Genomic DNA, 12710 nt, shown 5'->3' with positions numbered 1-12710 from the left:
CAGGTCACGCTCACTCCGCTGCCGTCAGCATCTGCCCGGAGGCCAGGCGGGAGCATTCCGCCATGACCGCCGATGCGCGTGCGATCGGGTTGGTGAGATAGAAGTCTTCGATCAGGGGCTTGAACGGCGCCTTCTCCAGGCTGCCGCCTTTGCCCGCCAGGGTCTTGATGTCGGCGATCTTGCCGGCCTCGATCTGGTCGATCCGGCCGAGATGCGGCGCGACCTTGACGATCTCGGCGCGCAGCGCCGCCAGCGAGTCATAGCCGAGCTTGCGGCCAAGCACATCGGACAAAGCGCGGATGATCGCCCAATCCTCGCGCGCCTCGCCCGGCGGGAACGAGGCCCGCCCTGTGACCTGCACCCGGCCCTCGGTGTTGACGTAGAGACCGGACTTCTCGGTGTAGGCCGCGCCCGGCAGGATGACGTCGGCGCGATGCGCGCCGCGGTCGCCATGGGTGCCGATATAGACGGTAAACACGCCCTCGGGCACCTCGACCTCGTCGGCGCCGAGCAGGAACATCACATCCATGGTGCCGAAGGTGGTCATCTGGGCGCCGGTCAGGCCGGTGCCGTTGAAGCCGATGTCGAGCGCGCCGACCCGCGAGGCGGTGTCGTGCAGCACGGCAAAGCCGTTCCAGTCGTCACGGACCGCGTTGACGTCCATCGCGATCTTGGCGGCGAGCGACAGGATCGCCCCGCCATCATGGCGGGCGGCGGCACCGGCGCCGACCAGCACGATCGGGTTCTTGGCGTTGCGGAACGTGGTCGCGAAGGAGTGCTTGCCGGCGGCGACGTCGCTGAGCGAGTCCGTGCCTGCGCCGATATGTTCATAGGCGTAGGTGAGATCGGCCTTGGGGCCGACCAGACCGACCTTGAGCTGACCCGAGCGCCAGCGCTTGCGGATGCGGGCGTTGAGCACCGCCGCTTCCTTGCGCGGATTGGCGCCGACGATCAGGATCGCGTCGGCCTGCTCGATGCCGGCGATGGTCGGATTGAACAGATAGGACGCGCGGCCGAGCTTGGCGTCGAAGCTGTCACCGCCCTGCACCACAACGTTGGTCGAGCCGAGCTTGGCGAGCAGATCCTTGAGCGCGAACATCTCCTCGACCGCGGCGAGATCGCCGGCGATCGCGCCGATGCGCTTGCCGTCGATGCGCGACAGCTTGGCGGCGATGGCCTTGAACGCCTCCGGCCAGGTCGCGGCCCGCAGCTTGCCATCCTCGCGCACATAAGGACGGTCGAGCCGCTGTGTGCGCAGACCGTCGACGACGTGACGGGTCTTGTCCGAGATCCACTCCTCGTTCACGGCGTCGTTGATGCGCGGCAGGATGCGCATCACCTCGCGGCCGCGGGTGTCGACCCGGATCGCCGAGCCGACGCCGTCCATGACGTCGATCGACTGCGTCTTGCCGAGCTCCCAGGGGCGCGCGGCAAAGGCGTAGGGCTTCGAGGTCAGCGCGCCCACGGGGCAAATGTCGACCAGATTGCCCTGCAGCTCCGAGCTCAGCGCCTGCTCGAGATAGGTCGTGATCTCCATGTCCTCGCCGCGACCGATCGCCCCCATCTCCGGCACGCCGCAAACTTCCGCCGAGAAGCGGACGCAGCGCGTGCACTGGATGCAGCGGGTCATCGAGGTCTTGACCAGCGCGCCGAGATACTTGTCCTCGACGGCGCGCTTGTTCTCGGCGTAGCGGCTGGTGTCGACACCATAGCCCATCGCCTGGTCCTGCAGGTCGCACTCGCCGCCCTGGTCGCAGATCGGGCAGTCCAGCGGATGGTTGATCAGAAGGAATTCCATCACGCCTTCGCGTGCCTTCTTGACCATCGGCGACCGCGTCGAGATCTCCGGCGGCTCGCCCTTCGGACCGGGACGGCAATCGCGCACGCCCCAGGCGCAGCTCGCGACCGGCTTCGGTCCGCCCTTCACCTCGACGAGGCACATCCGGCAGTTGCCGGCGATCGACAGCCGCTCATGATAGCAGAAGCGCGGAATCTCGGCGCCCGCCGCCTCGCACGCCTGCAGCAGCGTGTACTCCGGCGGCACATCGATCTCTTTGCCATCGATGATGATCTTGGTCATTGCCTCACATCTCTCTCAAACCACGGACCACCGCGCCGCTGCGCTCCTTCAGGGCGCCAACGCGGAGGAAAATCTTGCTGGCGGACAGGACCGCCATCCCCTACTCCGCCGCGACCATATGCGCGGGATCGCGCACGCCGACGTCGTCGACATCGGCCTTGTGCGAATACTGGTCGATGCGCGCTTCGATCTCGTGACGGAAATGCGTGATCAGGCCCTGGATCGGCCAGGCCGCGGCGTCGCCGAGCGCGCAGATCGTGTGTCCCTCGATCTGCTTGGTGACCTCCAGCAGCATGTCGATCTCGCGCTTATGCGCGCGGCCTTCGGCCATGCGGGTCAGCACGCGCCACATCCAGCCAGTGCCTTCGCGGCACGGCGTGCACTGGCCGCAGCTCTCATGCTTGTAGAAATACGAGATGCGCGCGATCGCCCGGATCAAATCCGTCGACTTGTCCATCACGATCACGGCCGCGGTGCCGAGGCCGGAGCGCAGCTTGGACAGGCTGTCGAAATCCATCGGCGTATCGATGATCTGCTCGGCCGGCACCATGCGCACCGACGAACCGCCGGGGATGACCGCCTTGAGATTGTCCCAGCCGCCGCGGATGCCGCCGCAATGCTTCTCGATCAGCTCGCGGAACGGGATACCCATCGCCTCTTCGACGTTGCAGGGCCGCTCGACGTGACCGGAGATGCAGAACAGTTTCGTGCCGACATTGTTCGGACGGCCGATGCCGGCGAACCACGACGCGCCCCGGCGCAGGATGGTCGGCGCCACGGCGATCGATTCGACGTTGTTGACGGTGGTCGGGCAGCCATAGAGGCCGACATTCGCCGGGAACGGCGGCTTCAGCCGCGGCTGGCCCTTCTTGCCCTCGAGGCTTTCGAGCAGCGCCGTCTCCTCGCCGCAAATATAGGCGCCGGCGCCATGGGCGACGTAGAGATCGAACGGCCAGCCATGGATGTTGTTCTTGCCGATCAAATTGGCTTCATAGGCTTGGTCGATCGCAGCCTGCAGCCGCTCGCGCTCACGGATGAATTCGCCGCGCACATAGATGTAGCAGGCATGTGCGTTCATCGCGAAGCTGGCGAGCAGACAGCCCTCGACGAGATGATGCGGATCGTGCCGCATGATCTCGCGATCCTTGCAGGTGCCGGGCTCGGACTCGTCAGCATTGACGACGAGATAGCTCGGCCGCCCGTCGGTCGATTCCTTCGGCATGAACGACCATTTCAGGCCGGTCGGGAAGCCGGCGCCGCCGCGGCCGCGCAGGCCAGATGCCTTCATCTCGTTGATGATCCAGTCGCGGCCCTTGTCGATGAGACCCTTGGTGCCATCCCAGCTGCCGCGCCGGCGCGCGCCTTCGAGGCCCCAATCATGCAGGCCGTAAAGGTTGGTGAAGATGCGGTCCTTGTCCTCGAGCATGATCAGACGGCTTCCTCGAATTCAGCGGTTCGACTGCATGGTGGCGATGAAGGCGGCACAGCCGCCGAACACCAAGGCCCACAGCAGACTGGACTCCAGCGTCGCGTTGAGCGCGAAACGCTGCAGCACGAAAATGAAAGCGGCGGCAGCAAGCGTATGCAGCGCCACGTAGCGCCAGTTCTTCATCGCGGCGCCCTCTCGGGTCAGGGCCGCAACGCGGATGCGATGGCGGCTCATGTCTTTGCCTTCAGCGTGGTCGGACCGCCGGCGGGCGCCGAGAACTGGCGGCCGTTCTGCGGACCCGGCGTCGGCAGGTTGCCGGTCGCGAAGCCGTCGAGCACCTTGCCGAAGCTCTCCGGCGTCAGGTCCTCATAGGTATCCTTCCACACCTGCACCATCGGCGCATTCACGCAGGCGCCCAGGCACTCGACCTCTTCCCAGCTGAAATCGCCATCCTTCGACAGGTGGAAGGGATCGTGATGGATGCGATGCTTGCAGACCTCGATCAGCTCCTCGGCACCACGCAGCCGGCACGGCGTGGTGCCGCAGACCTGGACGTGCGCCTTCTTGCCCACCGGCTGCAGCTGGAACATCGTGTAGAAGGTCGCGACCTCGAGCACGCGGATATAGGGCATGCCGAGCATGTCGGCGACGACCCGGATCGCGGCTTCCGACACCCAGCCCTCATTCTGCTCCTGGGCGCGCCACAGGATCGCGATGACCGCCGAGGCCTGGCGACCTTCCGGATATTTGGCGATCTGAGCCTTGGCGAAGGCGAGGTTTTCCTCCGTGAACGCAAAGCTCGCGGGTTGGACTTCCTTCGGGGCAAGACGGCGGACGGACATGGCTCTCTAGTCTTTCATTGCATGCGGCGCGCGGCACTTGCATTGAGCGCTGCGACGCGATTCTGCCAGAAGGCACTTGCAGTTCCGAACACGTTATAGCCGACGTGCGCGGACACCTTGATGCGGTCGAGGATCGACAGCTCGGTCACCGTCTCGAAACGCCGGCTCTGCGGGTCATAGACCATCAGCTGCATCGGCGTCTGCTCGAGGATATAGCGGGAGACCGTATGATTGCGGTCCTGGCCGTGCTCCTCGCACAGGATCATGCTGTCGGTCGACAGCAGCCGGGCGCCGCCCTTGATGGCCTCGATCTCGACGCCCTCGACATCAAGCTTGATCAGGTACTTGCCGGAGGCCGCGACCTTACCCTCATCGATGAGGTCGTCCAGCGCCATCACCGGCACCTGCTCGCCGCCCGTGCTGCCGCCGGCGATGCTGAAGGCCTCGTGCTTGGTGCCGGTCAGATAGGCCGTGCCACGGCGTTCGCCGATGGCGCACTTCATCACCTCGAAGCGGCCGGCATTGATCCTGGCATTGTTGGCGAGCTTGGCGAAGTTGGCCGAGGACGGCTCGATCGCGATCGCCTTGTGAGCGCCATAGGACGCGCTGGAGACCAGCACCGACCAATAGCCGTAATTGGCGCCGCCATCGACGAACGTGTAGTCGACATCGGCGGTGCCGAGAAAGAGCAGCTCGAGCTCGTCTTCGTAGTGGTAGGAGCGGTTAAGCAGCTTGCTCCAATAGCCGTCGCCATAGGGAAACTCGAACACGGCGTCCGGGTTGAGCTTGACCGCGATGTTGCGCTCCGCCAGCGCCAACCGCAGCAGATTGGCGCAGCGATTATAGCCGCGATGCGAGAAATGCGACGAGATCTTAGATCCGGTGACCAGCGCCAAGGCAGCCGTGCGCTCCCAGAGATTCGCCCCTTCGAGCGCCCCGGAAGCACGATCGAACTGGATCGGCGCATGGCCCATCAGCGGTCCACCTCTCCGAACACGATGTCGAGCGAGCCGAGAATGGCCGAGACGTCGGCGAGCAGGTGCCCACGGCACAGGAAGTCCATCGCCTGCAGATGGGCGAAGCCCGGCGCCCGGATCTTGCACTTGTAAGGCTTGTTGGAGCCGTCGGACACCAGGTAGACGCCAAACTCACCCTTCGGCGCCTCCACGGCGGCGTAGATCTCGCCGGCCGGCACGTGCACGCCCTCGGTATAGAGCTTGAAGTGGTGGATCAGCGCTTCCATCGAGCGCTTCATCTCGCCACGGCGCGGCGGCGCGATCTTGTTGTCGGTGACCACGACCGGCCCCTGCCCGTCCGGCGCCCGCAGCTTCTGGATGCACTGCTTCATGATGCGAACCGACTGGCGCATCTCTTCCATGCGGATCAGATAGCGGTCGTAGCAGTCGCCATTCTTGCCGATGGGAACGTCGAACTCCATCTCGGCGTAGACATCATAAGGCTGCGACTTGCGCAGGTCCCAGGCCGCACCCGAGCCGCGCACCATCACGCCCGAGAAGCCCCACTCCCAGGCCTGCTTCAGGGTGACGACGCCGATGTCGACATTGCGCTGCTTGAAGATGCGGTTGCCGGTGAGCAACTGGTCGAGATCGTCGACCACCTTGAGGAACGGATCGCAGAACGCCTCGATGTCGTCGATCAGCTTCGGCGGCAGGTCCTGGTGGACGCCGCCGATGCGGAAGTAGTTGGCGTGCATGCGCGAGCCGGAGGCGCGCTCATAGAACACCATCAGCTTCTCGCGCTCCTCGAAGCCCCACAGCGGCGGGGTCAGCGCGCCGACGTCCATGGCCTGCGTGGTGACGTTGAGCAGATGCGACAGCAGCCGACCGATCTCGGAATACAGCACACGGATCAGCTGGCCGCGGCGCGGCACCTCGATGCCGAGCAGCCGCTCGGCCGCAAGGCAGAACGCATGCTCCTGGTTCATCGGCGCGACATAGTCGAGCCGATCGAAATAGGGCATTGCCTGCAGATAGGTCTTGGTCTCGATCAGCTTCTCGGTGCCGCGATGCAAGAGGCCGATATGCGGATCGACCCGCTCGACCACCTCGCCGTCCAGTTCAAGCACGAGACGCAGCACGCCGTGCGCCGCCGGATGCTGCGGACCAAAGTTGATCGTGAAATTGCGAAGTGCGGGGCTCTGCTCGTTCATGCTCGCGCTCCCACTCACTTGGTCGCTTTCTCGTCGCCCGGCAGCGGATAGTCCGCGCCCTCCCAGGGCGAGAGGAAGTCGAACTTGCGGAATTCCTGGTTGAGCCTGACCGGCTCGTAGATCACCCGCTTCTCCTGGTCGTCGTAGCGCACCTCGACGAAGCCGGTGGTCGGGAAGTCCTTGCGCAGCGGATGGCCGTCGAAGCCGTAGTCGGTGAGGAGCCGGCGCATGTCGGGATGACCGACGAAGATCACGCCGTAGAGATCGTACGCCTCGCGCTCGAACCAGTCCGCCCCCGGAAACACGTCGATCAGCGACGGCACCTGAGTCGCCTCGTCGGCCTGGCCCTTGAGCCGGATCCGCGCGTTCAAGGTCGGTGACAGAAAATGGTAGACGACGTCGAAGCGCTTGGCGCGCTCGGGATAGTCGACCGCCGTGATGTCGGTGATGTTGACGAAGCGGCAGGCCGGATCGTCGCGCAGATATTTCACCACCTCGACGATTCGGGTCGGCTCGATGTCGACCGTCAGCTGGTTGAAAGCGACCGAATGACCGAGCGCCGCGCCCGGAAGCGCGCTCACGATCGTCTGCCCAAGGGCGTCGAGCCTGCCATCGTCCATAACGAAAACCTTCAGCGTTCGATGGTGCCGGTGCGACGGATCTTCTTCTGCAGCAGCAGAACACCGTACAGCAGCGCTTCCGCGGTCGGCGGACAGCCGGGCACATAGATGTCAATGGGAACGATGCGATCGCAGCCGCGGACCACCGAGTAGGAATAGTGGTAGTAGCCGCCGCCATTGGCGCACGACCCCATCGAGATGACGTAGCGCGGCTCCGGCATCTGGTCGTAGACCTTGCGCAGCGCCGGGGCCATCTTGTTGGTCAGGGTGCCGGCGACGATCATCACGTCGGACTGGCGCGGCGAGGCGCGCGGCGCGAAGCCGAACCGCTCGACGTCGTAGCGCGGCATCGAGACCTGCATCATCTCGACGGCGCAGCAGGCCAGGCCGAACGTCATCCACATCAGCGAGCCGGTGCGGGCCCAGGTGATGAGATCGTCGGCGGTCGCAACGAAGAATCCCTTGTCCGACAGCTCGTGCCTGACCTCGAGGAAATACGGGTCGTTGGCGCCGATCGGCCTGCCGGTCGCGGGATCGAGAATGCCCTTCGGGGCCGGTGCTATCACCGGGCCGGTCGAGGACGGGTTGGGGCTCAATCCCATTCAAGCGCGCCTTTCTTCCATTCGTAGGCAAACCCGACCGTCAGCACGGCCAGGAACACCAGCATCGACCAGAAGCCGGCCGCGCCGAGCTTGCCGAATGCCACTGCCCAGGGGAACAGGAAGGCGACTTCGAGGTCGAAGATGATGAAAAGGATGGCAACCAGGTAGAAGCGCACGTCGAACTTCATGCGCGCGTCGTCGAACGCGTTGAAGCCGCATTCATACGCGGAAAGCTTCTCCGGATCGGGCTGCTGATAGGCGACCAGGAACGGCGCGATCAGCAGCACCACCCCGATGATGGCTGCGACACCTATGAACACGACGAGGGGGAGATAATTCTGGAGGATGCCGGTCATCGGCGCCACTTTCCTCTGCGGCTTCGGTGCAAACCACAGACTCGTTGCATTGGAATTGTTCTGAGCCTTAGCGCAGCGCACCAAGCCGCGCAAGACAAGCCGTCTCAACGCCGCCATCCCTCCCCACATTGCGGAAACCCGGACACACGGGGCTGGCGGCCGCCGCAGCGCGCACGCGTCTGTCACATCACAGACCCGCAGCATTACGGTGTCCGGCGCGCGATCGGCAGAAGCTGATCGGCTCAGCGATCGCGAGCACGCACGGCGGTGTGCGCAAAGCCGGACATGGTTCGGGGCGGACGGCAAAGCGGCGATCGGGCGGCAGATCAGTCGCGATGAGCAATGGGCCGATACGCTTCCGCTATCGAGTAGATGGTCACCCGAGGTCGCCGAATCAAGTTCGTGCGCAGCTTGCAGGGGCCCAAGGCAGCGGGGACACCAACCAGGGCAACGTCAGCCAAAGACACCGGTCGGGCGGCGCTGGCGAACCGCCGGCGAAGGACAGTCCGCCTCGTCTCGCGTGCCGCAGCAAGCATTGCAACCGATGAAACCATTTTGAGGAAACGACGAAACCGGATCGAAACAAACCGGCGGTACATGTTCGGCAACAAAGTGGCGCTGTGAGACGCCGGGAGGCTGACATGAACCACTCGCTCCATTCCGCGGATCGTTCGACCCATCTGAAGGTCGTCGTCGTCGCCCTCATCGCCGGGATCGCCTTGACCGCCTTCGGGATCGCTGCCCGCACCGTCGACGACAGCCAGACGGCCGCTCACGTCGTGAAGGCGGGCAAGCCGATCACCGTGACGAGTTCCACCGCATCGATGGTGCGCTGAGCCGCCGCCGTTCCCTCGTGCGAGATGTCCCGGCCGCCGCCTCGGCGGCCTTTTTCTTGCGCGTTATACGTCCTCAGAGCACCGGTCCGCCGCGGTCACACCGCAGGCGCAAGGCGGCACGGGTCTAACGCCCCCCCCCAGAAGGAGAGACGAACAACCAACGATATGTGTGAGGATACTAAGCCATTCAAAATGGCGCGAGAGACGGGGCTCGAACCCGCGACCTCCGGCGTGACAGGCCGGCGCTCTAACCAACTGAGCTACTCCCGCGTGATCGCGAAATCCGCGGAGGAGTGCGACTTAAAGGGGCGATGTTTCGAAGTCAAGGACAATGAAACCGGATTTGTGAGAAGTCGTCGATCAGTCCCCAACAGGCCCGACCCGCCACGCCGCTGCCCGCGCTGCGTCCGCGTCAAAACTTCAAGACGCAAGGCCGGGACACGCCAAGATGACCATCGCTCCAAACATCAGGTTGCCACGACGGCGGACGCGCCGCAGCCTCGATGAGACGCAGACGTGGAAGTCACCGGATGGGGTCTTCGAATCGGGATCATCTTCGGTACGATGACCAGGTCAGGCAGGCTTCCTCAATCTCGCCTCAAGGCCGTTGGAAGCGGAGGAACTTGGCGCTGACGATCCCGTTCTGATCCTGAAAATATCAGATCGCGGTTGACACACGGGACCCGCACACGTGCTGTGACACATTGGCGGCTGCCGCGCAGATCTGGCATGTGGTATACGCACGCTAATATACTAATATCTTTGCTATGACGGTATCATAGTCCTCCGGCCCTCCCTGGTGCTCATGTCCGACACGTCGCTCAGCTTCACCCACTCCGTCCTGGAACGGTTCCTCCGCTACGTCGTGATCGACACCCAGTCGGACCCGACCTCCCCGACCTGTCCCTCGACCCTGAAGCAGAAGAATCTCGGCCGCCTGCTCGCCGCCGAGTTGCAGGCGATGGGGCTCGCCGATGCTCACCTCGACGATCACGGCTATGTCTATGCAACGATCCCGGCCAATACCGACAAGCAGGTGCCGGTGATCTGCTTCTGCTCGCACATGGACACGTCGCCCGACTGCTCCGGCGCCGACGTGAAGCCGCAGATCATCCGCAACTATCAGGGCGGCGACATCGTGCTGCCGGGCGATCCGAGCCAGGTCATCCGTCCCGGCGAACATCCCGCGCTGCAGGACCAGATCGGCAATGACATCGTCACATCGGACGGCACCACGCTGCTCGGAGCCGACAACAAGGCCGGCATCGCCGAGATCATGGATGCGGCGCAGTTTCTGCTCAGCAATCCCCAGATCAAGCACGGCACGATCAAGATCCTGTTCACCCCCGACGAGGAGATCGGCCGCGGCGTCGATCGGGTCGACCTGAAGAAGCTCGGCGCCGATTTCGGCTACACGATGGACGGCGAGACCGCGGGCAATATCGAGGACGAGACCTTCTCCGCCGACGGCGCGACCGTGATCATCAACGGCGTCAGCGCCCATCCGGGCTTTGCCAAAGGCAAGATCGAACATGCGATCAAGATCGCTTCGGCGATCGTGGACCGCCTGCCCAAGGACACCTGCTCGCCCGAGACCACCGAAGGCAAGGAAGGCTTCCTGCATCCGGTGGCGATCTCCGGCACGCTGGAGCAGGCCCGGCTCGATTTCATCGTCCGCGATTTCAGCGAGCAGGGCTTGCGGCAGAAGGAGGCGCTGCTCGAGGACATCGTGCGCGACGTCATGACGAACTATCCGCATTCCAGCTACCGGATGGACGTCCGGCAGCAATACCGCAACATGAAGGAGGTCATCGATCTCCATCCGCAGATCGTGACCTATGCCGAGGATGCGATCCGGCGCGCCGGCCTGACGCCGGTGCGGACCTCGATTCGTGGCGGCACCGACGGATCGCGGCTGTCGTTCATGGGGCTGCCCTGCCCCAACATCTTCGCCGGCGAGCACGCCTTCCACTCGCGCCTCGAATGGGTCAGCGTCCGTGACATGGAGAAGGCGGTGCAGACCATCGTGCATCTGGCGATGATCTGGGAAGAGCGCTCCTGAGCGCTGGGCGGCGCCGCGTCAGGCGCGCGCCGTCACCAGCCAGATCGAGCCCGGCAATGTGACGCTGTCACCGGTCTGATGCTGTGCGAGCAGGTCGCGGACCGATCGCCGCGCGGCCTCCCGGGTCTCGGGCGAATGTCCTTCCAACGCGCGGCTGGCGGGTCCGATCTCGAAGGCCGATTGCACGGCGGCATCGAGCCCCTTGCCGATCGCAATATCGAGCGACAGCGCCTGCGGCTCCAGCGCGACATCGCGGAACCCAGCCTCGGCCAGAATGCGGCTGACCCGCGCCTCGGATGCGAAGGCGAAGGGACCCGGATCCTCGGGCGCCATTTCCGGCAGCTTCGGCACGTGGCGATACACCGCCTGCAACGGCGCGATCATCCACGGATTGGCCTTCGGCTCCCGCCAGCAGGCGAACACGACCCGGCCGCCCGGCTTCAGCGCCCGGCGCATATTGGCGAACGACGCCACGGGATCGGCGAAGAACATCACGCCGAAACGCGAGACGAGGAGATCGAAGCTCGCCGGCGTGAACGGATGCACCGTGGCGTCGGCCAGCACGAACTCCACCGGACATCCCGCCGGAGCCACCTGGCGCGCTTGCGCGAGCATCGGTGCGGAGATGTCGATCCCGAGCACGGAGCCCCCCGGGGCCACCTGTCCCGCCAATGCGATCGCCAGGCCGCCACAGCCGCAGCCGATGTCGAGAACGCGATCGCCCGCCTTGGCCGCGATGCGCGCGATCAGGATCTGTGAGACCGGAGACAGCAGAATGTCCTGCGCCTCCTGGCGATCGGACCAGCGCTGGCCGCCGGGCCCGTTCCAATAGGCGATCTGGTCGGCATTGCGTTCGTCCCCGGCTGGCAATGGCATGCTGCGTCCCTCGCTCGATGTCATCCTTCGAGCCATCGCGCATGCCGCCGGCATCACTGTCAAGTCACGTGCCCGCGGCACGCTCACCAGGATTCGGTGAGGCTTTCGCCGACGCCGAGCGCGGCCCACTGCCGGCTCAAGCGCGCAAACTCCTGCCGGACCGCGGCGCGCCGGGCCGGCGTGTAGAGCGCACGCTCGGCCGGAGCCATGCGTGCGAACACGCCGCGCGCCGACGGCGCCATCTCCGCCCCACGGGCCCGCAGGGCGGGATCGTCGGAATGTTCCAGCCAATCCTGCCAGCACACATAGGTCGCCCGCTCCGAGCGGGCATAGTCTTCGCTTTGCTCCGGCATCAGGCGCTGATCTCTCGCCGCAAGCTTGCGTCGCTGCCGCGACGCCTCTCTGGATGCGCCGCCCTGCTGTTCCACGGCGTGAAACGTGCCAGCCGTGCCGCCCGCGGCCAGCCGCCCGAACACGGCAGCACCGATCTCGAGATGCTTCTCGACGATGAAATGCTGCAGATCATGCGGCACCCAGGGATCGAAGCCGGGCGCCGGGTTCATTTCGAGCGCGGGGCCGGCGGGCAGCATCGCGCGTACCGCGTAGCGGCGCTCGCCGGTGCGGACGAAGCAGACGGTCATAAGCGCGCGTTGACGATGCATGATCGACCTCCTCGGTTTGGCCGGGCGACGCGGGCAGACGAAGCCCGCTCATCATACCACCGGAAGCGGCACGCCGTCGATTCGACGCCGCCGCGCTGGCGTCTGCAGCGTCGAGATGGAATAGCAGGATGCCGAATCTGGTCCCGCTCTTGCTTCGAGCCAAAGCGTCAGGAGC

The 12710-nt window shown here is 65.1% G+C and carries 13 protein-coding genes and 1 tRNA gene; 2 read left to right on the top strand and 12 right to left on the bottom strand.

Annotated elements, in window-relative coordinates:
- Positions 1-10 precede the first annotated feature (10 nt).
- From nuoG to ACVIJ6_RS27970, 9 genes are all read right to left on the bottom strand, one after another.
- A complete protein-coding gene (gene nuoG / locus ACVIJ6_RS28010; RefSeq protein WP_456775355.1) occupies positions 11-2080 on the bottom strand; it encodes an NADH-quinone oxidoreductase subunit NuoG in 2070 nt (689 codons plus the stop codon).
- Between the two features lie 100 nt (positions 2081-2180).
- Complete coding sequence (nuoF, locus tag ACVIJ6_RS28005) at positions 2181-3506, bottom strand: NADH-quinone oxidoreductase subunit NuoF (protein ID WP_012044582.1); 1326 nt, start codon at positions 3504-3506, stop codon at positions 2181-2183.
- Between the two features lie 21 nt (positions 3507-3527).
- Positions 3528-3743: a hypothetical protein gene (locus ACVIJ6_RS28000; protein WP_012044583.1), complete on the bottom strand. Its 216-nt coding sequence runs from the start codon at positions 3741-3743 to the stop codon at positions 3528-3530.
- Positions 3740-4351: an NADH-quinone oxidoreductase subunit NuoE gene (nuoE, locus tag ACVIJ6_RS27995; protein WP_456775354.1), complete on the bottom strand. Its 612-nt coding sequence runs from the start codon at positions 4349-4351 to the stop codon at positions 3740-3742. Before nuoE ends, ACVIJ6_RS28000 begins: the two co-directional genes overlap by 4 nt.
- Before the next feature lie 14 nt (positions 4352-4365).
- Positions 4366-5325, bottom strand: coding sequence for an FkbM family methyltransferase (locus tag ACVIJ6_RS27990; protein ID WP_456775353.1), 960 nt, complete (start codon positions 5323-5325; stop codon positions 4366-4368).
- Positions 5325-6521 (bottom strand): NADH-quinone oxidoreductase subunit D, encoded by a 1197-nt coding sequence (locus ACVIJ6_RS27985; RefSeq protein WP_456775352.1) that lies wholly within the window; start codon positions 6519-6521, stop codon positions 5325-5327. Before ACVIJ6_RS27985 ends, ACVIJ6_RS27990 begins: the two co-directional genes overlap by 1 nt.
- A 14-nt stretch (positions 6522-6535) precedes the next feature.
- The gene (locus tag ACVIJ6_RS27980) at positions 6536-7141 is read right to left on the bottom strand and encodes an NADH-quinone oxidoreductase subunit C (RefSeq protein ID WP_456775351.1); all 606 of its coding nucleotides are present in this window, start codon (positions 7139-7141) and stop codon (positions 6536-6538) included.
- Positions 7142-7152: 11 nt separating this feature from the next.
- Entirely contained in the window at positions 7153-7737 is a 585-nt protein-coding gene (locus ACVIJ6_RS27975) for a NuoB/complex I 20 kDa subunit family protein (protein ID WP_012044588.1), read from the bottom strand.
- The gene (locus ACVIJ6_RS27970; protein ID WP_008964559.1) at positions 7734-8099 is read right to left on the bottom strand and encodes an NADH-quinone oxidoreductase subunit A; all 366 of its coding nucleotides are present in this window, start codon (positions 8097-8099) and stop codon (positions 7734-7736) included. Before ACVIJ6_RS27970 ends, ACVIJ6_RS27975 begins: the two co-directional genes overlap by 4 nt.
- A 641-nt stretch (positions 8100-8740) precedes the next feature.
- Between ACVIJ6_RS27970 and ACVIJ6_RS27965 the strand changes: the two genes are divergently transcribed.
- Complete coding sequence (locus ACVIJ6_RS27965) at positions 8741-8935, top strand: hypothetical protein (protein ID WP_041750805.1); 195 nt, start codon at positions 8741-8743, stop codon at positions 8933-8935.
- A 193-nt stretch (positions 8936-9128) separates the two neighbouring features.
- Here the strand turns inward: ACVIJ6_RS27965 and ACVIJ6_RS27960 are convergent.
- A tRNA-Asp gene (locus tag ACVIJ6_RS27960) sits at positions 9129-9205 on the bottom strand.
- Between the two features lie 535 nt (positions 9206-9740).
- Here ACVIJ6_RS27960 and pepT point away from each other — a divergent pair.
- Entirely contained in the window at positions 9741-10997 is a 1257-nt protein-coding gene (pepT, locus tag ACVIJ6_RS27955; RefSeq protein WP_456775350.1) for a peptidase T, read from the top strand.
- Between the two features lie 18 nt (positions 10998-11015).
- On the opposite strand, the gene ACVIJ6_RS27950 is transcribed toward pepT, so the two are convergent.
- Both ACVIJ6_RS27950 and ACVIJ6_RS27945 read right to left on the bottom strand, forming a co-directional pair.
- On the bottom strand, positions 11016-11873 hold the full coding sequence (locus ACVIJ6_RS27950; RefSeq protein ID WP_456775349.1) for a class I SAM-dependent methyltransferase: 858 nt from the start codon (positions 11871-11873) through the stop codon (positions 11016-11018).
- Between the two features lie 83 nt (positions 11874-11956).
- Complete coding sequence (locus tag ACVIJ6_RS27945) at positions 11957-12535, bottom strand: hypothetical protein (protein ID WP_456775348.1); 579 nt, start codon at positions 12533-12535, stop codon at positions 11957-11959.
- Positions 12536-12710 lie beyond the last annotated feature (175 nt).

The sequence above is a fragment of the Bradyrhizobium sp. USDA 4369 genome (assembly GCF_054056435.1).
The sequence above is the reverse complement of the archived record's forward strand: the minus strand, read 5'-3'. Positions and strand labels throughout refer to the sequence as shown.

Coding starts and splice junctions, on each gene's coding strand:
- nuoG (WP_456775355.1), bottom strand. CDS start 2,080: ATGACCAAGATCATCATCGATGGCAAAGAGATCGATGTGCCGCCGGAG.
- nuoF (WP_012044582.1), bottom strand. CDS start 3,506: ATGCTCGAGGACAAGGACCGCATCTTCACCAACCTTTACGGCCTGCAT.
- ACVIJ6_RS28000 (WP_012044583.1), bottom strand. CDS start 3,743: ATGAGCCGCCATCGCATCCGCGTTGCGGCCCTGACCCGAGAGGGCGCC.
- nuoE (WP_456775354.1), bottom strand. CDS start 4,351: ATGTCCGTCCGCCGTCTTGCCCCGAAGGAAGTCCAACCCGCGAGCTTT.
- ACVIJ6_RS27990 (WP_456775353.1), bottom strand. CDS start 5,325: ATGGGCCATGCGCCGATCCAGTTCGATCGTGCTTCCGGGGCGCTCGAA.
- ACVIJ6_RS27985 (WP_456775352.1), bottom strand. CDS start 6,521: ATGAACGAGCAGAGCCCCGCACTTCGCAATTTCACGATCAACTTTGGT.
- ACVIJ6_RS27980 (WP_456775351.1), bottom strand. CDS start 7,141: ATGGACGATGGCAGGCTCGACGCCCTTGGGCAGACGATCGTGAGCGCG.
- ACVIJ6_RS27970 (WP_008964559.1), bottom strand. CDS start 8,099: ATGACCGGCATCCTCCAGAATTATCTCCCCCTCGTCGTGTTCATAGGT.
- ACVIJ6_RS27965 (WP_041750805.1), top strand. CDS start 8,741: ATGAACCACTCGCTCCATTCCGCGGATCGTTCGACCCATCTGAAGGTC.
- pepT (WP_456775350.1), top strand. CDS start 9,741: ATGTCCGACACGTCGCTCAGCTTCACCCACTCCGTCCTGGAACGGTTC.
- ACVIJ6_RS27950 (WP_456775349.1), bottom strand. CDS start 11,873: ATGCCATTGCCAGCCGGGGACGAACGCAATGCCGACCAGATCGCCTAT.
- ACVIJ6_RS27945 (WP_456775348.1), bottom strand. CDS start 12,535: ATGCATCGTCAACGCGCGCTTATGACCGTCTGCTTCGTCCGCACCGGC.